We start from the raw sequence: 23,010 nt of genomic DNA, 5'->3' as shown, positions 1-23,010 counted from the left end.
ATCCATGCGCGAGCTTGTGCGGTCCTGGGGAGCGGCGTACAACAATATTCAACAGGTTCGATCTAAACCCATCTAGGAGCTGGGATGACCCGACCTCCCGGCGCGCTCCCGCGCGCCCTGCTCGCCGCCGCCGTCTCGCTCGGCGCGGCCGTGGCCGCATCCATCCTGATCGTTGTACCCCCCGCCTCGCCCGCCGCGGCCGCCGCCACGCCGCAGCCGGGCCCGCTCACCGCCCCGGTCATGGGCTGGAACAGCTGGAACCGGTTCGGCTGCAACATCGACGAAAATCTGATCAAGGCGACCGCCGACGCCATGGTCAGCACCGGCCTGCGCGACTCCGGCTACACCTACGTCGACATCGACGACTGCTGGATGGCGCCCACCCGCGACGCCCAGGGCCGCCTGCAGCCCGACCCGGTCCGCTTCCCGGGCGGCATCGCCGCGATCGCCACCTACGTGCACGCCCGCGGCCTCAAGCTCGGCATCTACTCCTCGGCGGGCACCGCCACCTGCCAGGGGCTGCCCGCCAGCCTCGACCACGAGACCACCGACGCGCAGACCTGGGCCTCCTGGGGCGTCGACCTGCTCAAGTACGACAACTGCAACAACCAGGGCCGGCCCGCCTACGACCGCTACAAGGCGATGGGCGACGCGCTCAAGGCCACCGGGCGCCAGATCGTCTACAGCCTGTGCAACTGGGGCTTCGACGAGCCCTGGGTGTTCGGCCCGAACGTGGGCGGCAGCTCCTGGCGTAGCACCGGCGACATCGAGGCCAGCTGGGGGAGCATCACGTCGATCCTGGACCAGCAGGCCGGGCTCGAGCCGTTCGCCCGCAAGGGTTACTACAACGACCCCGACATGCTCGAGGTCGGCAACGGCTCGCTGACCCAGGACGAGAACGTCGCCCACTTCTCGCTCTGGGCGCTGCTCTCCGCGCCGCTGCTGCTCGGCAACGATCTGCGCTCGGTGAGCGCCGGCACGCTGAGCATCCTGCGCAACGCCGACGTGATCGCGGTCAACCGCGACTGGGGCGGCTCCCAGGGCCGGCGCATCGCCGACTCGGGCGACCAGGAGGTGTGGGCCAAGCCGATGAGCGACGGGTCGGTCGCCGTCGTGCTGTTCAACCGCGGCGGGGGTACCGCCACGGTGTCCACGACCGCCGCGGCGCTCGGGCTGGCCGGCTCGAGCTCGTACACCACCAAGAACCTGTGGACGGGCGCGACCGGCACGACCACGGGCGCGCTGAGCGCCTCCGTCCCGGCCCACGGGGTGGCCATGTTCCGGGTGACCCGCGCGGGGAGCCTGGGCGCGCCGCCCGCCGCCGGCACACCGCAGGTCAGCGACCTGGCCTGGACGGCGACCAGCAACGGCTGGGGCCCGGTGGAGAAGGACCGCTCCAACGGCGAGCAGGGGACCGGCGACGGCACCACGCTCAACGTCGGCGGTACCACGTTCGCCAAGGGCATCGGGGTGCACGCCGACTCCGCCGTGCACGTCTACCTCGGCCGGGCCTGCCGGACCTTCACCGCGCAGGTCGGCGTCGACAACGAGGTGGGCGCCAACGGCTCGGTGCGCTTCGCCGTCTACGGCGACGGCAGGCTGCTGGCCTACACCGGCGTCAAGACCGGCGGGCAGGCGCCGACCCGGATCACCGCGTCGACCGGCGGCTACCTCGACCTCGAGCTGCGGGTCACCGACGCGCGCACCAACGGCATCGACTTCGACCACGCCGACTGGGGCGCGCCGACCCTGGTCTGCGGCACCGCCGGCGCCGGTTCGGCGGTGAGCGACCGGACCTGGGGCGCGGTGAGCAACGGCTGGGGCCCGGCCGAGCGCGACATGTCCAACGGGGAGCAGCCGGCCGCGGACGGCAGCGTGCTCACCGCCGGCGGGGTGTTCTACCCCAAGGGCGTCGGCGCCCACGCGGCGAGCGACGTCGCCGTGCCGCTCGCCGGCGCGTGCAGCCGGTTCACCGCCGTGGCCGGGCTGGACGCCGAGGTCGGCACGCAGTCGACCGGCGTGACGTTCAGCGTCGTCGCCGACGGCGTCACGCTCTACACCAGCCCGACCGTCACGGCCGGCGCCCCGGTGGCCGTGGACGTGAGCGTGGCCGGGCGCAGCGACCTGCACCTGGTTGTGGGCGGCGCCGGCAGCATCGACTACGACCATGCCGACTGGGCCGACGCGCGGCTTATCTGCTGACCATCCGGGTTCCCTCCGCCGGAGTCACGACAAAGGCGTCGGGAGGCGTGAAGCCGCTCGCGGCGAACGCCTCCCGCACCGCCGCCTCCGCCGCCGCGCAGCGGTCGGCGTCGACCAGGGCCAGCACGCACCCGCCGAACCCGCCGCCGGTCATCCGGGCGCCGTACGCCCCGGCCGCCAGGGCCGCCGACACCGCCGTGTCGACCTGCGGCACGGTGATCTCGTAGTCGTCGCGCATCGAGGCGTGCGAGGCGGTCATCAGCGGCCCGATCGCGCGGGCGTCACCGGCCCGCAGCGCCGTCACCGTGTCGAGCACCCGCTGGTCCTCGGTGACGACGTGCCGGACCCGCCGGCGCATCACCGGGTCGTCCAGCCGGGCGAGGGCCGCCTCCAGCCCGTCCGGCTCCACGTCGCGCAGCGCCGGCACATCGAGGATCTTGGCCGCCTCCTCGCAGTTGCGCCGGCGGGCCGCGTACTCGCCGCTGACGTGCGCGTGCGGCGCCTTGCTGTCGATGACGAGCACGGCCAGCCCCTGGGCGGACAGGTCGAAGGGCACCTGCTCGGTGGCCAGCGACCGGCAGTCCAGGAACAGCGCGTGGCCCGCGCGGCACAGCGTCGACGCGGACTGGTCCATGATCCCGGTCGGGGCGCCGACGTACTCGTTCTCCGCCCGCTGCGCCAGCCGCGGCCGCAACGGCAGCGGCACGTCGTCGCCGGCGAGGTCGAGCAGGGCCGCCATCGCCGCGCACTCCAGCGCCGCGGAGCTGGACAGCCCGGCGCCGAACGGCACGTCGGAGGCGATCGTCAGGGCCGCGCCCGGCACGTCGTGGCCGGCCTCGCCGAGCACCCACACGACCCCGGCCACGTAGGCGGCCCAGCCGGTCACCTTCTCGCCGGGGCCGAACGTGACCGTCTCGCCCATCTGCTCCGACGTCACCGTCCACTCGGGACGCTCGAGCCGGCGGGCCCCCACGATCGTGCTGTGCGGCAGCGCGAAGGGCAGCACGTAGCCGTCGTTGTAGTCGGTGTGCTCGCCGATCAGGTTGACCCGGCCGGGGCTCGCCCAGACCGCGTCGTAGGGCCCGTCCGGCAGCCGGTGCTCGGCGGTGCTCACAGGCTCACCTCCCGCAGCATCGAGGCGGCCTGCTCGGGCCGCACGTCGTTGACGAACACGCCCATGCCCGACTCCGAGCCGGCGAGGTACTTGAGCTTGCCCGGCGCCCGCCGGGTGCTGAACAGCTGCAGGTGCAGGTAGGCCAGGTCGCGGGCGACCCGGACCGGTGCCTGGTGCCAGGCCGCGATGTAGGGCATGGCCAGCCCGAACATCCCGTCCAGGCGGCGCAGGACCTCCAGGTAGAGCGGGCCGAACGTGTCGCGCTCGGCGGCGTTGAGCGCCGGGATGTCCGGGACCTGGCGGTTGGGGTACAGGTGGATCTCGAACGGCCAGCGCGCGGTGGCCGGCACGAACGCGGTCCAGCAGGCGTTCTCCGCCACGATCCGGGTGCCGTCGGCCCGCTCGGCGGCCAGCACGTCGGCGAAGAGGTTGCCGGGGCCGCGGTGCTCCCGGGCGGACTGCAGCATGCGCCGGGTTCGCGGGGTGACGAAAGGGTACGCGTAGATCTGCCCGTGCGGGTGGGTCAGCGTGACGCCGATCTCCTGGCCCCGGTTCTCGAAGCAGAACACCTGCTCGACGTCGTCACGGGTGGACAGGTCGGCGGTCCGGTCGGCCCACGCCTCCAGCACGGTGCGCACCCGCTGCGGCGACAGCGAGGCGAACGAGGCCTGGTGGTCGGAGGTGAAGCAGACGACCTCGCAGCGCCCGGCGCCCGGGCGGGTGGGCACCAGGCCGGGCAGGATGTCGCCCTGGGCCGGGCCGACCCGGTGGCTGAACGAGGGGAAGCGGTTCTCGAAGACGGCCACGTCGTACTCGGCGGCGGGGATCTCGCTCTGCCACTCCGGCGTCGACGGGCACAGCGGGCACTGGTCCGTCGGCGGCAGGAAGGTGCGCGACTGCCGGTGCGCGGCGATCGCCACCCACTCGTCGAGGATCGGGTCGTGCCGCATCTCCGACGCGGGCGGCGGTGCGGGAAGGTCCCGCTGGTCGACCGCGTCCCGGGACGCGTCGTCGCGCTCGTCGAAGTAGATGAGTTCGCGGCCGTCGGCGAGGTGGGTGACCGTGCGCTTCACTCGTTCTCCAGGTTAGCCGTTCGGATCGACGACGATGAGCTCGCCGACGCGCTCGGCGAGCTGCACGCGCGCCTCCGCGGCCAGCCCGACGTCGGTGATGAGGATGTCCGCCTCGTCCAGCGGCGTGATGGTGGCGATGCCGACCATCTCCCACTTGGTGTGGTCGGCGAGCACGACCAGCCGGCGCGCGGCGGCGACCAGCAGCCGGTTCGTGCCCGCCTCCATGAGGTTGGGCGTGGTGAAGCCGGTGCGCGGGCTCATGCCGTGGACGCCGAGGAACAGCACGTCGACGTTGAGCGAGCCGATCGCCGCCTCGGCCACCGGCCCGGCGAGGGCGTCCGAGGGCGTGCGGATCCCGCCCGTCAGCACGACCGTCTGGTCCGGCCGTCCGGCGTGGTAGAGCGTGTCGGCGACCGGGATCGAGTTGGTGACGATGGTCAGCCCGGGCACGTCGACCAGGTGCGCGGCGAGCGCCGCCGTGGTGGTGCCGGCCGACAGCGCGACCGCGGTGTGCGGCTCGATCAGCTTCGCCGCCCGCTCGGCGATGGCCGCCTTCTCGTTGCGCTGGCGCACCGACTTGGCGTCGAAGCCGGGCTCCTCGGTCGAGCCGGGCCCCGCGATGGTCGCGCCGCCGTGCACCTTGTCGACCAGCCCCCGGTCCGCGAGCGCCTCGAGGTCGCGCCGGATGGTCATGTCGGAGACGCCGAACTGGCGCACCAGCTGGCTCACGCGCACGCCGCCGTGCCGGCGGACCAGATCGAGGATGGCCGCCTGACGTTGCTGTGCGAGCATCACGCCGTTCCCTTCGCAGGCGCAGCTGGGGTGTTCACGGCTGCGCAAGTGGCCGAACCCACAACGGGTTCCAACGCAGACGTTACGTCTCCCGCACGCCGCTGCGCCCCGTCGGTCCGGTCGAAGTCTTCGGCCGCTCGCATGGCGTACAGCTTCGAACCTAGACGACCAGAAGTCAACAAACTCGAACAGTCAACTGCCGGGCACTCCGGCCCCTCCACTGCCCGCTGTTACCGACATGTGTCAATAAAGTTTCCGGACAAACTGCATCGATGCCCACAAATCGCGGCCGATCAGGGCCCGAGATCCATTGACAATGTCCGTTTATCCGGGGACCGTCGCCCTACTGGAGGTTCTCGTTTGGTTCTGTGGCTTGCTGAGGAGGAAGCGATGAACTTCTCCCGTCGTACCGTGCTGGGCGGTGCGCTCGCCGGTTTCGGAGGGGTCGCGGCGTCGTCGTTGCTGGCGGCGTGCGGCGACTCCGGGGGCGGTGGGAGCACCACCACGGACGTCACCTTCGGGTCCAACTACTCCGACAATGTGCCGAAGAGCGCGATGGCCGCGGTGCTGCAGGGGTATCCCGGCACCGATGCGGGCAAAACCGTCAAGATCAACACCGTTGACCACAACTCGTTCCAGGAGAACATCAACCGATACCTGCAGGGCAATCCGGACGACGTGTTCTGCTGGTTCGCCGGCTACCGGATGCAGTTCTTCGCCCAGCAGGGCCTGGCCGGCGACCTGTCCGACCTGTGGCAGGACGTCGTGTCCAACTTCTCCGACGCGCTCAAGGCGGCCTCGACGGGGCCGGACGGCAAGCAGTACTTCCTGCCGTTCTACAACTATCCGTGGGGCGTCTTCTACCGCAAGAGCGTCTTCCAGTCCAAGGGCTACGCCGAGCCCAAGACGCTGGACGAGTTCAAGGCCCTGTGCGAGCAGATGAAGAAGGACGGCCTGGTGCCGGTCGCCTTCGCCGACAAGGACGGCTGGCCGGCGATGGGCACCTTCGACTACCTCAACATGCGCATCAACGGCTACCAGTTCCACGTCGACCTGATGGCCGGCAAGCAGTCGTGGACCGACGCCAAGCTCAAGACGGTCTTCGACACCTGGCGCGGGCTGCTGCCCTACCACCAGCCGGGCGCCAACGGCCGCACCTGGCAGGAGGCGGCCCAGTCGCTGCTGAACAAGCAGACCGGCATGTACGTCGGCGGCACCTTCGTCGGCGAGCAGTTCACCGGTGCCGACCTCGCCGACCTCGACTTCTTCGCCTTCCCGGAGATCAACTCCGAGTTCGGCCAGGACTCCGTCGAGGCGCCGATCGACGGCTTCATGCTCGCCGCCAAGCCCAAGAATGCCGCCGGGGCGAAGGACCTGCTCAAGTACCTGTCCACCGGCCCCGCCGAGCTGGCCTACCTCAAGACCAACCCGACCAACATCGCCGCCAACAAGACCGCCGACACCAGCGGCTACAACGCGCTGCAGAAGAAGTCCGCTCAGCTGGTCAGCAGCGCCAAGCACATCTCGCAGTTCCTCGACCGCGACACCCGCCCCGACTTCGCCTCCCAGGTGATGATCCCCGCCCTGCAGACGTTCATCAACAAGCCCGACGACGTCGACGGCCTGCTGAAGAACATCGAGGCCCAGAAGAAGACCATCTTCACGCCGTGAAGATCCGCCGTTTCGGTATCGGCGACCGCGCCGTCATCGCGGTCGTGCTCGGCGTGGCGATCGTGCTGGACCTCGGGCTCATCTGGGGTCCCACGATTGCCTCGGTCGGGCTGTCCTTCACGTCCTGGAACGGCGTCACCGACCCGGTCTGGGTCGGCGGCCGCAACTACGACACGATCGTCAACGTCTACCCGCCGTTCTGGCCGGCGATGCGCCACAACCTGCTGTGGCTGGCGTTCCTGGGTTTCGTCGCCACGCCGTTAGGTTTGTTCTTCGCGGTACTGCTGGACAAGCGGCTGCGCCTGGGCCGCTTCTACCAGAGCGCGCTGTACATGCCGGTCGTGCTGTCCCTGGCGATCGTCGGGTTCATCGCGCAGCTGGTCTACTCGCGCGACTACGGCGCCCTGAACAACATCCTGGGCCGCACGTCGAATCCGATCGACTTCCTCGGCGACCCGTCGATCAACATCTGGGCCGTCCTGGTCGCCGTCGGCTGGCGGCACGTCGGCTACGTCATGATCCTCTACCTGGCCGGCCTCAAGGCGGTCGACCCCTCGCTCAAGGAGTCCGCGGCCCTGGACGGCGCCAACGAGGCCCAGACGTTCTTCCGGGTCACCTTCCCCACGCTGCGCCCGGTCAACATCATCGTCCTGGTCATCACCGTCATCGAGGGCCTGCGCGCGTTCGACATCGTCTACGCCATCAACCGCGGCCGCAACGGCCTGGAGCTGCTGTCCGTGCTCGTGACCGACAACATCATCGGCGAGGCCAGCCGGATCGGCTTCGGCTCGGCGATCGCCGTCATCCTGCTGCTCATCTCGCTCGGCTTCATCGTCACGTACCTGGTGCGCATCCTGCGGGAGGAACAGTGAGGCCGGCGCGCTACGTTCTCAACGCCTTCCTGATCCTCGTCTCGCTGGGCTGGCTGGCGCCGCTCGCCCTGGCCTTGTACGCCTCGCTGCGCCCCTACGAGGAGACTTCCCGCAAGGGGTACTTCTCCTGGCCCGACAAGCTCACGCTGCACTACTACGCGCAGGTGTGGGACACCGCGGAGCTGCCGAAGTACTTCACCAACTCGCTGATCGTGGCCGTGCCCGGAGTGGTGCTGACGCTGTTCCTGGCCTCGTTCGTGGCTTTCTGCATCGCCCGGCTGCGCATCCGCTTCGCGCTGCCCTTGCTGATCGTGTTCACCGCCGGCAACCTGCTGCCCCCGCAGGTGCTGGTGACGCCGCTGTACGAGATGTACAAGCAGATCCCGGTACCCGCCTTCGTCTCGGAGTCGGGCACCCTCTACGACTCCTACGCCGGCCTGATCGCGATTCACGTGGCCTTCCAGGTCGGCTTCTGCGTCTTCGTCCTGTCCAACTTCATGCGAACCTTGCCCCAGGAGATCACCGAGGCCGCCGTCGTCGACGGCGCGGGCGTGTGGCTGCAGTACTGGAAGGTGACGCTGCCCCTGTGCCGCCCGGCCCTGGCCGCCCTGGCGACGCTGCTGTTCACCTGGATCTACAACGACTTCCTCTACGCCCTGGTCCTGATCTCGACGGGCGACAAGCTCCCGGTGACCAGCGCCCTGAACAACCTCCGCGGCCAGTTCTTCACCGACTACAACCTCCTGGCCGCCGGCTCCCTCCTGGTCGCCCTCCCCACGTTGATCGTCTTCTTCGCCCTGCAACGTCAGTTCGTAGCGGGCCTGACCCTGGGCGCCGCCAAGGGCTGACCTCCCTCCCACCTGCCGTTTTTCCGTTAAGTCGGGCGCTCCGCGCCACGACTTAACGGATTTTTCGCCCGACGGGCCTTATGTCCGATCCAGCGCCGCCAGGTCCGTCGTGCCAGTCGACGCCGGCGGCGGCCACGCCGAGCGGGCCGTCGCCGTCGTGAGTGCTGCCGGCGGCCTGGGTGACCTCGGTCATGCCGCCACGCCGGCATGCCCCCGACCGCCGCGCACGCCGGCGCCGCGGGCTCGTCGACCTGCGCGAGCGCCGCGGACGTCGGTGGCCACGGCCCGTTCCGGCCGTCCAGTCACGCGCGACGGCCTGATCCCAGCGCGCGCCGGGCGTCGCGACCAGAACTCTCCGCGATCATGCTCAACGGCCCTGTGCACCACGAGTTTTTCGTGATCACGGAAGAATTATGTACACATAGGTACCGTATGTCTCCGCGATCATGAGAAACCCGGTGCGCCGCCGGCCGGAGTCGCATGATCGCGGAGACTTATGGTCGCCGAAACGGATATATGCCCCGTCAGGCGAAAAATCCGTTAAGTCGTGGCGCGGAGCGCCCGACTTAACGGAACAGCGACTCTCAGGGTTTGTTGAGGCCTGTGGGAGGTCGGTATGAGGTCAATTGGGAACACTGCGCCTCGGCACTAATCGGGCAAATGTCGTGGAGTGGATGTTGTGCGCGCTTTTCGTGTCCCTGGACGGTTCGTGTTCTGGCGCTCGCCCGAGGGGCAGCCGGCCTGGGCCCGGCCGGCCCTGCTGGCGGTGGCCGGCGTAGCGGCGGTGCTCTACGGCTGGCGGATCCGCGACAGCGGCTTCGCCACCTTCTACTCGGTCGCGGCCAAGAGCATGTCGGTGAGCTGGAAGGCGTTCTTCTACGGCGCGCTGGACCCCGGCGCCACGATCACGATCGACAAGCTGGCCGGCTCGTTCGCGCCGCAGGCGATCTCCGCCCGGATCTTCGGCTACCACGCCTGGTCGCTGACGCTGCCGCAGGTGATCGAGGGCGTCGTCGCGGTGCTCGTGATGTACCGCATCGGCCGCCGCTTCGCCGGGCCGGCCGCCGGGCTGCTGGCGGCCGGACTGTTCGGGCTCACCCCGGTGGTCGCCTCGATGTTCGGCCATCCCATGGAGGACGGGCTGCTCACCATGTGCCTGGTCCTCGCCGCCGACGCCTTCCAGCGCGCGGTGCTGGAAGGGCGGCTGCGCTCGCTGGTGTTCGCCGGCGTGTGGATCGGCGTGGGCTTCCAGGCCAAGATGATGCAGGCCTGGATGGTGCTGCCGGCGATGGCGGTGACGTACCTGGTCGCGGCGCCCGGGCCGGTGCGGCGCCGGCTGGGGCACCTCGGCGCCGCGGGGGCGGTGACGCTCGCCGTGTCGGTGTCCTGGATCGCGCTCTACGCGGTCACCCCGGCCGCGTACCGGCCGTACATCGACGGCAGCACGAACAACAGCGCGATCGCCATGGTGTTCGGGTACAACGGCTTCGACCGCTTCGGCCTGCACGTCCCCGGCGCGGTCGAGTCGATGTTCACGGGTGGCGGCCAGCCCCAGCGCGGTGGGCCGGGCGGTGGCGGCGAGGGCATCACGAAGCTCATCGGCTCGCGGTACGGCTCCCAGATCGGCTGGCTCTACCCGCTGGCGCTGCTCGGCCTGGTCTTCGGGCTGGTCGCCCGGGGCCGCGCGCCGCGCACCGATCCCGGGCGGGCCAACTACCTGTTCTGGGGGCTGTGGCTGGTCACGGTCGCGGGCGTGTTCAGCGCGATCATGATCCCGCACACCGCATACATGGCGTCGCTCGCGCCGCCGCTCGCCGCGCTGTCGGCGGCCGCGGTGGTGCAGGGCTGGCGCGGCCTGCGGGACCGGACCGCGCCGTGGCTGCTGCCGGCGCTCGTCGTGGCCGAGCTGGCCTGGACGGTGTACCTCAGCCGCGGCTTCGGCGACTTCCTGCCCTGGCTGCCGTGGGTGGCCGTGGCCGCCGCGGTGGTGGCCCTGCCGGTGCTTGTGGCCGCCGCGGTACCACGGGGACCCTCGCCCCGCCGGGCCGCGCTCGGCACCGCGATGGCGCTCGCGGTCGCGGCGATGGTGGCGGTACCGAGCGCCTGGGCCGCGTCGGTGCTCGACGCCCGCTACGGCGGCAGCGCCTTCGACGCCTCCGCCGGCCCGGCGTCGCGCGAGGATTTCGCCGGCGGCTTCGGGCCGGCGGCAGGCCGTGCGCCGGGCGGTGGGGCCGGTCCGGGCTTCCCGGGCTTCCCGGGCGGTGGCGCGCCGATGCCGGTGGCGGAGCGCCTCGGCGGTCCGGGCGGCGGCGGACCGTTCGGGGAGATGACCGGCACGCTCACCGCCGAGGAGCGCCGGCTCGACGACTACCTGGTCGCGCACCGCGGCGGCGCCCGGTACCTGGCCGCGATGACCTCGTGGAACACCGCCGGCCCGTACATCATGGCGACCGGCCGGCCGTACCTGCCGATGGGCGGCTTCAGCGGCGACGTGCCGCAGCCCACCCTCGCCGCCGCGCAGGCGCTGGTCGCGCGGGGCGAACTGCACTACTTCATGCTGTCCCCGGCCGGCGGTGGAGGCTTCGGCCGGGAGCGCGCCGGCGGCACGACGACCGCCATCGCCGACTGGGTGCGTTCCACCTGCGCCACGGTTCCGGACTTCGAAACGCTCTTCCGATGCGGGTGAGGCAGGATCAGAACGGGCTGGTGCCGACCGTGCTCAGGCGCTGGGTGGCGCGGGACAGGGCGACATACAGCGTGCGGAAGCCGGTCGGCGATTCGGCGCGGATGTCGGCCGGCTCGACGACCAGGACGCCGTCGTACTCCATGCCCTTCGAGTCCAGCGCGCCGACCGTCTGCAGGCGCTGCGGGTCCAGGCCCTCGACCCAGGCCGCGACCTCGGCCCGGCGGTCCGTCGGGGTGATCACGCCGACCGTGCCCTCGACCTGGTCCAGCAGCGTCTTCGCGGCCTGCCGCACCGCCGTCTCCAGGTCGTCGGTGACGGTCTCGACCGGGTCGACGCCGGAGGAGCGGACCGCGGTGGGCAGCTCGATGTCGGGCTGCGCCGCGCGGATCACCCGGGCGGCGACCGCGAAGATCTCGGCCGAGTTGCGGTAGTTGGTGGTCAGGGTGAACTGGGAGCGGCGCCGGGTGCCGACCGCGGCCTCCATCGCCCGGCCCGCCTCGGCGGCGTCGGCCCAGGCGGCCTGGGCCGGGTCGCCGACGATGGTCCAGGTGGCGTGCGGGCCACGGCGGCCGATCATGCGCCACTGCATCGGGGAGACGTCCTGCGACTCGTCGACGATGATGTGCGCGTAGTCGCGGTAGTCGTCCGGGCGCTCCACGGCCTGGGCCCGGGCGGCGGCCATGCGGTCGGCGTAGGTGGTCACCTCGCGCACGCCCTCGGCGACCTGGAACGGGTCGCGCTGCGGGCGCTTGCGGACCGGCGGCTCGCCGAGCAGCTCGTGCAGCTCGTCGAGCAGGGCCACGTCCTCGACCGAGAGGCTGCCGGGCAGCGTGTCCGGGTCGATGGAGGCGGCCAGGGTGGCGATCTCCCGGTTGCTCAGCACGCCGTTGGCCCAGCGCGACAGCCGCTGGCGGTCGGCGAGCCAGCCGAGCACCTCGATCGGGCGCAGCACCGGCCACCAGCCGCGCATGAACTGGATGAACTCCGGGCGCTCGGCGATGTCGGGGGCGAACTCCTCGCGCTTCTGCTGCCGACCGGCGGGCAGCAGCTCCACGCTCTGCCGCCACAGCGCGTCGAGCACGTAGCCGGCCGCCTTGGCCCGCGCGGCGTTGCGCCGCACGCCGAGGCCGAGCACCGTGCGGCGCAGCTCGTCGAGGGCGGGCTTGTCCAGGCTGAGCAGCTCCCCGCGGTACAACAGCCGGAATCGCTCGGGGGAATCGGGCACCGGGCTGCGGGCGGCCCGCCCGAGCACGCGCTGCATGCGCAGGGAGCCCTTGACGCCGGCGACCTCCGGCGGCTCGTGGCGGGTGGCCTGCGCGCCCTCGACCAGCTGGCCCAGCGAGCGCAGCGTCGCCGTGTCCTCACCCAGCGAGGGCAGCACGCGGGAGACGTACCCCACGAAGACGTCCGACGGCCCCACCACGAGCACGCCGCCGGACTCGTAGCGGTTGCGATCGGCATAGAGCAGATACGCCGCCCGGTGCAGGGCGACGGCCGTCTTGCCGGTGCCGGGGCCGCCCCGCACGATCGTGATGCCCGAGGCGGGGGAGCGGATCGCGTCGTCCTGCTCGCGCTGGATGGTGGCGACGATGTCCTTCATGCCCCGGCCGGTGGCCCGGGACAGGTTGGCCAGCAGCGCCCCGTCGCCGACCACGGCCATCGTGGACGGCGCGGCCGCCGGGTCGAGCAGGTCGTCCTCGATGCTGATGATTTTTTCGCCGGTACTGCGGATGCTCCGCCGCCGCACAACGCCCATCCGGTCGGCGGGCGTGGCCCGGTAGAACGGCGCCGCGGCGGGCGCCCGCCAGTCGACGACCAGCGACTCGTACTCCTCGTCGCGCAGCCCCAGCCGCCCGATGTATCGCGCCTCGCCGCCCGGCACCGCGGGCTCGACGGCGGCCGCGTCCGCGCCGGAGACCCCGTCCGGGCCGAGGTCGAGCCGGCCGAAGACCAGCCCGTCGTGCTCGCTCTCCAGGGCCCGGCGGCGCCGCGCCGCGTGGTACACCATCGCGTCGCGCTCGACGAGGGCGCCGAAGTTGCCGACCCGGGCCATGTTGTAGCCGGCCTTCTCCACCTCGGCGGCAGAGACCCGCAACTGGTCCAGGCGCACGTACACCCGGTCGAGATACGCCTGCTCGGCGGCTATCTCCGAGTCGCGAACCGCGTCGCTCAACTGCTTCTCTCCTGCCGCCCGGCTCAGAACAACCCCGAAAGCTTACTCGCGGGGCGGCACCGTCTACGGCGTGGCGGCGGGCTCCTTTTCGGCCTCGGCCCGCAGCGCCCGGGCCTCAGCCACCGCCCGGCGGCGCAGCAGCACGGTGGTGACCAGGCCGGCGACGACGGCGATGACCAGCGCCACCCACGAGAAGTCCTTCAACCACTTCTCGGCGACCTGGCCCAGCGAGTAGATCGCGAACACGGTGCCGAACGACCACGTTATCCCGCCCAGCGCGTTGGCGGCGAGGAACCTCGGGTACGGCACCCGGAGCGCTCCCGCGAGCGGCCCGGCGAGGATCCGCAGCAGGGCGATGAACCGGCCGAAGAACACCGCCCACACGCCCCAGCGCTGGAACGCCCGCTCGGCCTTGGCCAGGTGGGGCGGCCCGAAGTGCTTGGGGAAACGCCGGCCGACCCGCTCGAGCAGGTGCCGCCCGCCGCGGCGACCGATGAGGTACCCGAGGCTGTCGCCGCCGATCGCCCCGACCGACGCCGCCGTGGCCACCAGCCACGGGCTGACCGAGGTGGTCACCGACAGCAGCGAGGCGGTGACGAGGGCGACCTCACCCGGCAGCGGAATCCCCATGCTCTCGACCCCGATCACGGCGCCGACCAGCAGATAGACCCACACCGGGGAGAGCGTGCCGATCCACGCCTCGATGTCGTGCACCTGCGGGCTCCCTCCCCAGCGAGTCTTCCGTGCCTGCCCAGGGTCTCATAAGTTGGCTGAGCGCCGGCTGATACGCAACGTCACCGACGGATACCCGTCGCACGCCGGCCCCGTCAGCCTCCGAGCCTACGTGCGCTCCGCCCCCGCCGCCCGCACTCCTGCCGTGGCCGTGCTCACCCGAGCTCACGTCCGCCGGCATGGCGCATGACCAGGCGTTTCCGCCCCGCCCCGGCGCCGGCCCGGCCGTGCCGCACCGCGTGCGGTCCGAGGGCGGCCGGCCCGCAGCCACCGTGCTCCGCCCGCCCCGGGCGCGCACAGCGCAGCGACCGGAACTCTCCGCGATCATGCGCAACCGGCACCGACACCAACGGTTTTTCATGATCACGGAGTGCTGATGTACCCCTGTGTACCAAAAGGTTCCGCGATCATGGCAAACCCGGTGTGCGGCCACCGCAGGCATCATGATCACGGAGACTTTCATCCGCCCCTGGCCGAGCAGATCGGATGTCGCGCCCGGCGGGTGCGACCTCCGCACCGGTGCGCCGCGCCGCGCCGCCCGAGACGTCGGCGCCGATGACCGCTTGTGCCCCACCCGGCCTCGGCGGCCCCCACTTCCGGTGTCGCCATGCTCATTCGCCAGCCCAGCGCGGACATATCGTAAATATCCGTTTTGTCGGCTCACCGTGCGGCGATGGGTGGCGGCCGTGCAGGGCGGGCGTGAGGGGTGTCGTCGTGAGGGGTAGCTGCCCGCGAGCCCGCGGCCGCGAGGGTGCGGGCGTGGCGCGGCGGGCGTGGCGCGGCGGGCGTGGCGCGGCGGGCGTGGCGAGGAATGTGCGCTGGCTGAGGAGGGTGGGTCAGGCCGCGAGGGAAGGCGGGGCGAGCTGCTTCGGGATGCGGCGGCGGGTCTTGCGGGCGCGGCGGATGACCGAGACGATCGCGTCGGTCACCGCGTCCGGGCGCTCGATCGGCAGCATGTGCCCCGCGCCCTCGTAGACGGCGAGCTCCGCGTCCGGCAGCTCCTGGGCGATCGTCTCCGCGCAGGCCGGCGGGGTGAGCCGGTCGAGCGACCCCACGAGCACCGCCACCGGCAGCCCCCGCATCGAGGCCAGCGTCTCCACCCGGTGGTGCAGATCGACCGACGGCCGGAAGCCGCCGATCGCGCACAGCGGGGCGTTGCCGACCATGGAAGCGGTCAGCGCCACCCAGCTGGTGTCCACCCGGTGGCCGAAGACCAGCCAGCGCACGCCGGGGGCGAGCAGCGGCATCAGGCGCCGGTGTGGCCGCCAGGCGCCGGAGCGGGCCAGCAGGCCCGCGCCCTGGACCTCGAGCACGCGCATCACCCGGGCCAGCCTGGGGCTGAGGCCGTAGCTGGTGCGGGAGGAGCCCTCGGCGGAGGTGGAGACCAGCACGACGCCGACCACGCGGCGGGCGAACGAGGCCGGGTAGCGGTGGGCGTACTCCATGATGGCCATCCCGCCTAACGAGTGGCCCACCAGCACGACGGGGCCGCGCGGGACCAGCTGCTCGATCACCTCGGCGAGGTCGTCGCCGAGCTGCTCGAGCGTGGCGTCGGCGCCGTGGGTGGCCGATGAGCGGCCGTGGCCGCGCAGGTCGAAGGCGAGCAGTTGCACGGGCGCGCCGAGCCGGGCGGGGAGGTCGGCGATCTGCTGCCGCCAGAGGCGGTTGTCCAGCGTCCAGCCGTGCAGGAGGACCACCGTGACGGGGCGCTTGCCGGAGGCGGCGGGCGCGGCGGGGTGGAGCACGCTGTACAGGCGGGCGCCGTCCTTGAGCCTCACGGGCGGGGAGACGACGGTACCCATGGTCAATTGTTACCCCGGAATTACGCGGAAGTACCCCCCAGTACGTGAGGAGTAATCCGGTTGCAATGCGAGGGACGCCGCCGGGGTGAGTCCCGGCGGCGTCCTTTGTGGCTGTGTGTCCGGCTCAGGCGGCCTCGAACACGCCCGCTTCGATGAGGCGCTTCTCGGTGGCGTCCCAGCCGTCGGTCGGGGTCGCGGCGGCGAAGGCCTGCAGCTCCGCGCGAATCTTGGCGGCGTGACCGGCGTTGGCCAGCACCCGGATCTCCTCGACGAAGGCGTCGGAGGTGGTGCTGAGGTGGAGGGTCTTGCCGTTGGTCAGGTTGCGCACGTAGACGTGCTTGCCCTTGTTGAGCGGGATGAGGTACTTGAACTCACCCAGCACGCTGAGGGCGCCGGATGCTCCGGCCTGACCGGCGCGGACTGAAGCCCGCGCGGTCTTTGAGGTGTTGCTCGCCACGGCGGGAACTCCTTGTCGAGGCTCGTACTGACGGACAAGAAAGTGTAACAGCCCGGTGTGCCACCTCGTAAAAAGCCGTTTCCTGGTGGAAGCTCCTACCGTTGGACAAATCGCAGGACGGGTGTGACCGTTTCACTGGCGCACCTGGCACAACATCGTCATCATTGGTCCCAACAGTCACCGCCGACGCGCCGGCATGACCCACAGAGCACGAGGTCGTAGGGGAAGACGCACCTCGGTCTCCTGGAGGTCTTACGTGCCAACGCGTGGCGTCATATACGTTCACTCGACTCCGCTCGCCGTGTCGTCGCACGTGGAGTGGGCGATCGCGCGCGTCCTCGGCACGCCGGTCCGCCTCGAGTGGTCGGTGCAGCCTGTCGAGCCCTCGGCCCGCCGGGCCCAGTGCTCGTGGACCGGCGCGACCGGCACGGGAGGCGAGCTCGCGGCGGCGCTGCGGCAGTGGCCCATGATCCGTTTCGAGGTCACCGAGGAGCCCAGCCCCGGCGTCGACGGCGAGCGCTTCATGCACGTGCCCGGCCGCGGGCTGTTCCGCGGCTCGACCAGCGCCAACGGCGACATCGTGCTGTCCGAGGACCGGCTGCGCTCCTTGGTGGCGAGCGCCCGCGGCTACGACGCGCTCGCGCACACGCTGGAGAAGGCCCTCGGCGCCCCCTGGGACGCCGAGCTCGAGCCGTACCGTCACGCCGCCGACGGGGTGCCGCTGACCCTCCTCACCCGCGTCGGCTGACCGGCGGGCGTTGCGCCTGCATGATTGAGTGGCGGGGTGCTCCGTTCCCGCCGCCGCTCGCTGGCCTGCCTGGCCGCGCTCGCCACGCTGCTCGCCGCCTGCACCGACGGCGGCCCGCGGCCGGACGACCCGCGCTCGGCCGGGCCCGTGTCCGCGCTGGTGCCGGGCGCCGACCCGGCGGCGCAGGCGGCCGAGCTGGCCGGACGGCTGTCGGATGAGGAGCTCGTCGGGCAGCTGCTGATGCCGTACGCCTACGGCAACACCGCGGACAAGGTCTCCTCCGGCTCGGCGTCGGCCAACCGCACCTACGCGGGGGCGCCCACGCCGGCCGAGATCGTCAAGAAGTACCACCTGGGCGGCATCATCCTCGTCTCCTTCAGCGCCGACGATCCCACCGCCGGCACCAACAAGACCACCAACATCGAGTCCCCGGCCCAGGTGGCGAAGCTCACGGCCGGCCTGCAGCAGGCGGCGCTGAGCCTGCCCGCCCGGCTGCCGCTGCTGATCGGCACCGACCAGGAGTACGGGCAGGTGACCCGGATCCGCGACGGCATGCTCCAGCTGCCGTCCGCGCTCGCGTTCGGCGCGGCCGGCGACCCCTCGGTGACCGAGGCCGCGTGGCGGGCGGCCGGCACCGAACTGGCCGCGCTCGGCCTCAACGTCGACTTCGCCCCGGACGCCGACGTGCTGGGCACCCAGCCGGGCGGCGTGATCGGCTCCCGCTCCTTCGGCAGCGACCCGAACAAGGTCAAGGCCCAGGTCGCGGCCGCCGTGCGGGGCCTGCAGGCGGCCGGGGTGGGGGCGACAGTCAAGCACTTCCCGGGCCACGGCCACACCATCACCGACAGCCACAGCAGCCTGCCCGTGCTGAACCAGAACCTGGGCGCCCTGGAGTCCGGCGACCTCCCGCCGTTCACCGCCGCCCGGGACGCCGGCGTGGGCCTGATCATGTCCGGGCACCTCGACGTGAAGGCGGTGGACCCGGGCACGCCGGCGTCGTTCTCCGCGAAGGTACTGGTGGATCTGCTGCGGACGAAGCTGGGATACACCGGCGTCGTCGTCACCGACGCGCTGAACATGGCGCCGGCCGAGCGGTGGAGCGCGGGGGAGGCGGCGGTGCGCGCCATCCTGGCCGGCAACGACATCCTGCTCATGCCGCCGAACCTGGCGGTGGCCTATAACGCGCTCCTCGACGCCCTGCACGACGGCCGCCTCACCCGGTCGCGCCTGGTCGAGTCGGCGACCCGCATCCTGACGCTGAAGCTGCGGCTGGCCGCGGTACCCCGCCCCGAGCTGAGCGTCGTCGACGGCGACGCGGGCCGCGCGGCCGCCCGCACCGCGGCCGCCGCGGCGGTGACCGTGCTGCGCGGCCCGTGCAACGCCCCGCTGGTCACCGGCAAGATCCGCCTCACCGCCGCCGGCGCGGACACGGCCCGCGGCTGGCTGGCGGAGTCCCTGCGCGCGGCCGGCGCCGAGGTGGTAACGGAGGGCGGCACCGAGGTCCGCCTCATGGGCTACGACCACGGCTCGGCCGACCTGTCCCCGTCGGCGGGCGTCACCGTGGCCCTGGACACGCCCTATGTCCTCGGCCAGGCCAAGGGCACCCTGGTCGCGACCTACAGCGCGACCCGCGCCTCGATGTCGGCCCTGGCCGACGTGCTGCTCGGCAAGGCCAAGGCGCCGGGCCGCACCCCCGTCCCGGTCCAGGGCCTGCCCCCGACCGCCTGCACCTAGCCCCGCACCGGCCACGCACAACGCCGGGCCGTCGCCGCTGTTCCGTTAAGTCGGGCGCTCCGCGCCACGACTTAACGGATTTTTCGCCCGACAGGGCATATGTCCGGTCTAGCAGCCGTAAGTCTCCGTGATCATGCAGAACCCGCCGCGACACCAACGGTTTTTCATGATCACGGAGCGCTGATGTACCCCCGTGTACCACAAGTCTCCGGGATCATGAAAAACCCGCCGCGCGGCGACCGCGAGCATCATGACCACGGAGACATTCGTCCGCCCGCGACCACACCGTCAGACGCGGGTGAACACCAGTGCGGCGTTGTGCCCGCCGAAGCCGAACGAGTTGTTCAGCGCCGCCGGGATCTCCAGGTGGCGGGCCTTGTGCGCGGCCACGTCCAGGTCGAGCTCGTCGTCGGGGTCGTCGAGGTTGATGGTGGGCGGTACGACGCCGTGGTGCACGGCGAGGATCGTCGCGATCGACTCCACCGCGCCGGCCGCGCCGAGCAGGTGCCCGGTCATCGACTTGGTCGAGGTGATCACGGCGTGCTCGCCCAGCGCCCGGTGCAGCGCCTTGATCTCGGCCAGGTCGCCGACCGGTGTCGAGGTGGCGTGCGCGTTGACGTGCAGGATGTCGGCTTTGGCCACGCCCGCGTCGCGGAGCGCGAGCTCGATGGCCCGCACCGCGCCGTTGCCCTCGGGGTGGGGCTGGACGATGTCGTACCCGTCGGAGCTGATGCCGGCGCCGGCGATCCGGGCGTAGATGCGCGCGCCGCGGGCTCGGGCGTGGTCGGCCCGCTCCAGGACGATGACGCCGGCGCCCTCGCCGAGGACGAAGCCGTCGCGGCCCTTGTCCCAGGGGCGCGAGGCGCGCTCCGGGTCGTCGTTGCGCACGGACATGGCGCGCATCGAGGCGAAGCCGGCGATCGGCAGCGGGTGGACGACCGCCTCGGTACCGCCGGCCAGCACGACGTCGGCGCGGCCGAGCCGGATCAGGTCGAGAGCGTGCGCGATCGCCTCGGCGCCGGTGGCGCAGGCGCTGGCCACGCAGTGCACGCCGGCGCGCGCGCCGACCTCGAGGCCGACCCAGGCGGCCGGGCCGTTGGGCATGAGCATCGGCACGGTGTGCGGGGAGACCTTGCGGGGGCCGCTGGCCTCCAGGATGTCGTCCTGGTTGAGCAGGGTGGTCGCGCCGCCGATGCCGGTGCCGATGCTCACGGCGAGGCGGTCCTTGTCCACGTCGGGCGTGCCGGCGTCGGCCCAGGCCTCGCGGGCGGCCAGGATGGCGGTCATCTCGCTGCGGTCCAGGCGGCGCGCCTGGATCCGGTCGATCTTCTCCGTCGGCTCGACGGCGAGCTGCGCGGCGATCCGCACGGTGAGCTGTGCGGCCCACTCCTGGGTCAGCGCCGATACCCCGGACTTGCCGGCGAGCATGGCCTCCCAGGTGGACATAGCATCCCCGCCGAGCGGGGTGGTTGCACCCATGCCGGTGACGACAACCTCAACACTCACTGCACAACACTCCTCATGGCGGACCTAGCGGCGGGGTCCTGGGCCGCTTCGCGGGGTGGCCGTGCCTGCCCAGGACCCCGTTGGCGGACTTCAGGCCTGCGACTTCTCGATGTACGAAACGGCGTCGCCAACGGTCTTGAGGTTGGGGACCTCGTCATCCGGAATCTTCACGCCGAACTTCTCCTCGGCCGCCACGACGACCTCGACCATGGACAGCGAGTCGACGTCCAGATCGTCGGTGAACGACTTCTCCTCGGAGACGTCGCCCGGGTTGACTCCGGCGACCTCTTCGAGGATCTCGGCGAGGCCTCCGGCGATCTCTTCACGGGTGGACATAGAGCTTTCCTTCCTACGGTTGACGCACGTCGATACAGGATGAACAGAGACCGCTACGGGCAGTGGATGACCTGGCCCGCGTACGTGAGGCCGCCACCGAAGCCGAAGAGCAGCACGGGCGCACCGGAGGGGATCTCGCGCCGCTCGATCGCCTTGGACAGGGCCAGCGGGATGCTCGCCGCCGAGGTGTTGCCGGACTCGACCAGGTCCTTGACGATGATCGCGTTGGGCAGGTCGAGGCGCTTGACCACCCCGTCGATGATCCGGGCGTTGGCCTGGTGGGCGACGAAGGCGGCGATGTCCTTGCCCGCCACGCCCGCCCGGTCCAGGGCGGCCTGCGCGTAGGGGGCGATCGCGGTGGTGGCCCAGCGGAACACCGCCTGGCCTTCCTGCCGGATGTACGGCCGCCACCCCTCGATCTTGAGCACGTCGCCCCGCTCGGGCGCCGAGCCCCAGACGACCGGGCCGATGCCGGGCTGCTCGCCCTCGGCGACGCCGGTCACCACGGCCGCGCCCGCGCCGTCGCCGAAGAGCACGGCGGTGGAGCGGTCGGTCCAGTCGGTGAGGTCGGAGAGCTTCTCGGCGCCGATCACCAGCGCGTTGCGCGCCGCCCCGGCGCGGATCGCGTGGTCGGCGCTGGCCAGGCCGTAGCAGAAGCCGGAACAGGCGGTGTTGAGGTCGTAGGCGGCCGGCGCGTTGATGCCGAGCTTCGCCGCCACCCGGGTGGACACGTTCGGGCACCGGTCGACGGAGCTGCAGGTGGCCACGACCACCGTGTCGATGTCGGCGGCGGTCAGCCCGGAGGCGGCCAGCGCCTTGCCGGCCGCGGCGATCGCCATGTCGGCGACCGTCTCGGTGACGGCCACGCGCCGCTCGGCGATGCCGACCCGGTCGCGGATCCACGCGTCGTTGGTGTCGATGACCTTCGACAGGTCGTCGTTGGTGATGACCTGCGACGGCTGGTAGTGGCCGAACGCGAGGATCCTCGATCCTGCAGCCGGGCTCATATCTGGCCTCCTATGCGGGCGAGCGGCTGGCCCGGGGCGACCGGGTCGTCTGGGTGGGCGAGCCACTCGGTGAGCACCCCCGCGGCGTGCGCGGCCACCTCGACCGGGCCCTGCCGGGTCTGGATGGCCCCGATCGCCTGACCGGTGCTGATCCGGTCGCCCTCGGTCAGGTCGGCGGGCGTGAACGTGCCGGCGGTGGCGGCGACCACGACGCGGAACTCGGGGTGCGGCTCGTGGGTGGGTGCGGTGCCGTGGCGGGCGATCGCGTCGCGGGCGGCGGGCAGGTCTGCGGGTGTGTTGACGGTCACGATCTCGACGCCCTTGAAGGTGCGCTTGGCCAGCCCGGCCAGCGTGCCGGCCGGGGCCAGCTCGACGATCGCGGTGACGCCGAGGCCGGCGAGGGTTTCCATGCACAGGTCCCAGCGCACCGGGGCGGTGACCTGGCGGACCAGGCGCAGCAGCATCGTGTGGCCGTGATCGACCGCGGTGCCGTCAAGGTTGGAGAGCAGGATCTTCGCGGCGCGGCCGGGGGTGATGCCGGCCGCGATCCGGCCCAGCGCCTCCTCGGCGGGGGTCATGTAGGGGGTGTGGAACGCTCCGGCCACCTTCAGCCCGATGATCCGGGACCTGGCCGGCGGCGCGGCGGCCAGCTTCTCCAGCCCGGCGAGCGAGCCCGCGGCAACGATCTGGCCGGCACCGTTGCGGTTGGCCGGGTACAGCCCGGTGGCATCGAGCGCGGCGAGCACCTCGTCCTGGTCGCCGCCGAGCACCGCGCTCATGCCGGTCGGCTCGATCGCGCAGGCGGCGGCCATCTCCCGGCCGCGCACCCCGGCGAGGGTGATCGCGGCCTCGGGGCTGAGCACGCCGGCCAGGGCGGCCGCGGCCAGCTCGCCGACGCTGTGGCCGGCGACGACGGTGGCGTCGTGCATCGGCAGGTGCTCGGCGGTCAGCAGCGCCGCCGCCACGAGCAGCGGCTGGGTCTTGGCGGTGTCCTTGATCTCTTCGGCGCCGGCCGCGGTGCCCAGGTGCACCAGGTCAACCCCAGACAGGGCCGACCACCAGCGCAGACGGGCCTCGGCGCCGGGCAGCGCGAGCCATGGCGTCAGGAAGCCGGGCTTCTGTGAGCCTTGGCCAGGAGCGAGAACGGCGAGCACGTCTATGAGTTTCCGGATTCCCGACTGTCACGCGGGTAGCGCGACACACCAAAGTGAACCACCTCGTTTGTAGAAACCCTACAAAAGATCGCGTGGTGTTGTG

General features: G+C 71.8%; 18 protein-coding genes. 7 read left to right on the top strand and 11 right to left on the bottom strand.

The window, feature by feature from the left end; translation table 11 throughout:
- Nucleotides 1-84: 84 nt before the first annotated feature.
- On the top strand, nucleotides 85-2,202 hold the full coding sequence (locus ACQPXD_RS46335) for an NPCBM/NEW2 domain-containing protein (protein WP_432829847.1): 2,118 nt from the start codon (nucleotides 85-87) through the stop codon (nucleotides 2,200-2,202).
- Here ACQPXD_RS46335 and galK read toward each other — a convergent pair.
- Genes galK through ACQPXD_RS46320 form a run of 3 tightly spaced genes read right to left on the bottom strand, consistent with a single transcriptional unit; the run spans nucleotide 2,192 to nucleotide 5,181 of the window.
- Nucleotides 2,192-3,316, bottom strand: a complete 1,125-nt coding sequence (gene galK, locus ACQPXD_RS46330; protein WP_432829845.1) for a galactokinase — start codon at nucleotides 3,314-3,316, stop codon at nucleotides 2,192-2,194. The genes ACQPXD_RS46335 and galK overlap by 11 nt on opposite strands.
- Nucleotides 3,313-4,389 carry a galactose-1-phosphate uridylyltransferase gene (galT, locus tag ACQPXD_RS46325; protein ID WP_432829843.1) on the bottom strand — a complete coding sequence of 359 codons (1,077 nt, stop codon included), beginning with the start codon at nucleotides 4,387-4,389 and terminating at the stop codon, nucleotides 3,313-3,315. Before galT ends, galK begins: the two co-directional genes overlap by 4 nt.
- A gap of 12 nt (nucleotides 4,390-4,401) precedes the next feature.
- A complete protein-coding gene (locus ACQPXD_RS46320) occupies nucleotides 4,402-5,181 on the bottom strand; it encodes a DeoR/GlpR family DNA-binding transcription regulator (protein ID WP_259859061.1) in 780 nt (259 codons plus the stop codon).
- A gap of 390 nt (nucleotides 5,182-5,571) precedes the next feature.
- On the opposite strand from ACQPXD_RS46320, the gene ACQPXD_RS46315 reads away from it, so the two are divergent.
- From ACQPXD_RS46315 to ACQPXD_RS46300, 4 genes are all read left to right on the top strand, one after another.
- Complete coding sequence (locus tag ACQPXD_RS46315) at nucleotides 5,572-6,852, top strand: ABC transporter substrate-binding protein (RefSeq protein WP_432829840.1); 1,281 nt, start codon at nucleotides 5,572-5,574, stop codon at nucleotides 6,850-6,852.
- Nucleotides 6,849-7,724: a carbohydrate ABC transporter permease gene (locus ACQPXD_RS46310; protein WP_432829838.1), complete on the top strand. Its 876-nt coding sequence runs from the start codon at nucleotides 6,849-6,851 to the stop codon at nucleotides 7,722-7,724. Before ACQPXD_RS46315 ends, ACQPXD_RS46310 begins: the two co-directional genes overlap by 4 nt.
- A complete protein-coding gene (locus tag ACQPXD_RS46305; protein ID WP_432829836.1) occupies nucleotides 7,721-8,572 on the top strand; it encodes a carbohydrate ABC transporter permease in 852 nt (283 codons plus the stop codon). Before ACQPXD_RS46310 ends, ACQPXD_RS46305 begins: the two co-directional genes overlap by 4 nt.
- A 709-nt stretch (nucleotides 8,573-9,281) precedes the next feature.
- A complete protein-coding gene (locus tag ACQPXD_RS46300; protein WP_432829834.1) occupies nucleotides 9,282-11,258 on the top strand; it encodes an ArnT family glycosyltransferase in 1,977 nt (658 codons plus the stop codon).
- Nucleotides 11,259-11,265: 7 nt separating this feature from the next.
- Here the strand turns inward: ACQPXD_RS46300 and ACQPXD_RS46295 are convergent, their stop codons facing one another.
- From ACQPXD_RS46295 to ACQPXD_RS46280, 4 genes are all read right to left on the bottom strand, one after another.
- Nucleotides 11,266-13,431, bottom strand: a complete 2,166-nt coding sequence (locus ACQPXD_RS46295; protein WP_432829832.1) for a HelD family protein — start codon at nucleotides 13,429-13,431, stop codon at nucleotides 11,266-11,268.
- A gap of 63 nt (nucleotides 13,432-13,494) precedes the next feature.
- Nucleotides 13,495-14,145: a DedA family protein gene (locus ACQPXD_RS46290; protein ID WP_432829830.1), complete on the bottom strand. Its 651-nt coding sequence runs from the start codon at nucleotides 14,143-14,145 to the stop codon at nucleotides 13,495-13,497.
- A gap of 854 nt (nucleotides 14,146-14,999) precedes the next feature.
- On the bottom strand, nucleotides 15,000-15,965 hold the full coding sequence (locus tag ACQPXD_RS46285; RefSeq protein WP_432829828.1) for an alpha/beta fold hydrolase: 966 nt from the start codon (nucleotides 15,963-15,965) through the stop codon (nucleotides 15,000-15,002).
- Nucleotides 15,966-16,089: 124 nt separating this feature from the next.
- Nucleotides 16,090-16,422 (bottom strand): hypothetical protein, encoded by a 333-nt coding sequence (locus ACQPXD_RS46280; RefSeq protein ID WP_432829826.1) that lies wholly within the window; start codon nucleotides 16,420-16,422, stop codon nucleotides 16,090-16,092.
- A 256-nt stretch (nucleotides 16,423-16,678) separates the two neighbouring features.
- On the opposite strand from ACQPXD_RS46280, the gene ACQPXD_RS46275 reads away from it, so the two are divergent.
- Both ACQPXD_RS46275 and ACQPXD_RS46270 read left to right on the top strand, forming a co-directional pair.
- Nucleotides 16,679-17,170 carry a DUF3145 domain-containing protein gene (locus tag ACQPXD_RS46275; protein WP_432829824.1) on the top strand — a complete coding sequence of 164 codons (492 nt, stop codon included), beginning with the start codon at nucleotides 16,679-16,681 and terminating at the stop codon, nucleotides 17,168-17,170.
- A 36-nt stretch (nucleotides 17,171-17,206) separates the two neighbouring features.
- A complete protein-coding gene (locus tag ACQPXD_RS46270) occupies nucleotides 17,207-18,904 on the top strand; it encodes a glycoside hydrolase family 3 protein (RefSeq protein ID WP_432829822.1) in 1,698 nt (565 codons plus the stop codon).
- Nucleotides 18,905-19,192: 288 nt separating this feature from the next.
- Here ACQPXD_RS46270 and fabF read toward each other — a convergent pair whose 3' ends face one another.
- From fabF to ACQPXD_RS46250, 4 genes are all read right to left on the bottom strand, one after another.
- Nucleotides 19,193-20,410 carry a beta-ketoacyl-ACP synthase II gene (gene fabF / locus ACQPXD_RS46265; protein WP_432829820.1) on the bottom strand — a complete coding sequence of 406 codons (1,218 nt, stop codon included), beginning with the start codon at nucleotides 20,408-20,410 and terminating at the stop codon, nucleotides 19,193-19,195.
- 90 nt (nucleotides 20,411-20,500) lie between these two features.
- Complete coding sequence (locus ACQPXD_RS46260; protein WP_432829818.1) at nucleotides 20,501-20,746, bottom strand: acyl carrier protein; 246 nt, start codon at nucleotides 20,744-20,746, stop codon at nucleotides 20,501-20,503.
- 53 nt (nucleotides 20,747-20,799) lie between these two features.
- Nucleotides 20,800-21,753: a beta-ketoacyl-ACP synthase III gene (locus tag ACQPXD_RS46255; RefSeq protein ID WP_432829816.1), complete on the bottom strand. Its 954-nt coding sequence runs from the start codon at nucleotides 21,751-21,753 to the stop codon at nucleotides 20,800-20,802.
- Nucleotides 21,750-22,907 carry an acyltransferase domain-containing protein gene (locus ACQPXD_RS46250; RefSeq protein WP_432829814.1) on the bottom strand — a complete coding sequence of 386 codons (1,158 nt, stop codon included), beginning with the start codon at nucleotides 22,905-22,907 and terminating at the stop codon, nucleotides 21,750-21,752. Before ACQPXD_RS46250 ends, ACQPXD_RS46255 begins: the two co-directional genes overlap by 4 nt.
- Between the last annotated feature and the right edge of the window lie 103 nt (nucleotides 22,908-23,010).

Source organism: Dactylosporangium sp. CA-092794 (assembly GCF_050948465.1).
GTDB lineage: Bacteria > Actinomycetota > Actinomycetes > Mycobacteriales > Micromonosporaceae > Dactylosporangium.
The sequence above is the reverse complement of the archived record's forward strand: the minus strand, read 5'-3'. Positions and strand labels throughout refer to the sequence as shown.

Excerpts from the sequence above, each read along its gene's own strand:
- ACQPXD_RS46315 (WP_432829840.1), top strand. The coding sequence starts at position 5,572 with ATGAACTTCTCCCGTCGTACCGTGCTGGGCGGTGCGCTCGCCGGTTTC.
- ACQPXD_RS46255 (WP_432829816.1), bottom strand. The coding sequence starts at position 21,753 with ATGAGCCCGGCTGCAGGATCGAGGATCCTCGCGTTCGGCCACTACCAG.
- ACQPXD_RS46320 (WP_259859061.1), bottom strand. The coding sequence starts at position 5,181 with ATGCTCGCACAGCAACGTCAGGCGGCCATCCTCGATCTGGTCCGCCGG.
- ACQPXD_RS46285 (WP_432829828.1), bottom strand. The coding sequence starts at position 15,965 with ATGGGTACCGTCGTCTCCCCGCCCGTGAGGCTCAAGGACGGCGCCCGC.
- ACQPXD_RS46335 (WP_432829847.1), top strand. The coding sequence starts at position 85 with ATGACCCGACCTCCCGGCGCGCTCCCGCGCGCCCTGCTCGCCGCCGCC.
- ACQPXD_RS46260 (WP_432829818.1), bottom strand. The coding sequence starts at position 20,746 with ATGTCCACCCGTGAAGAGATCGCCGGAGGCCTCGCCGAGATCCTCGAA.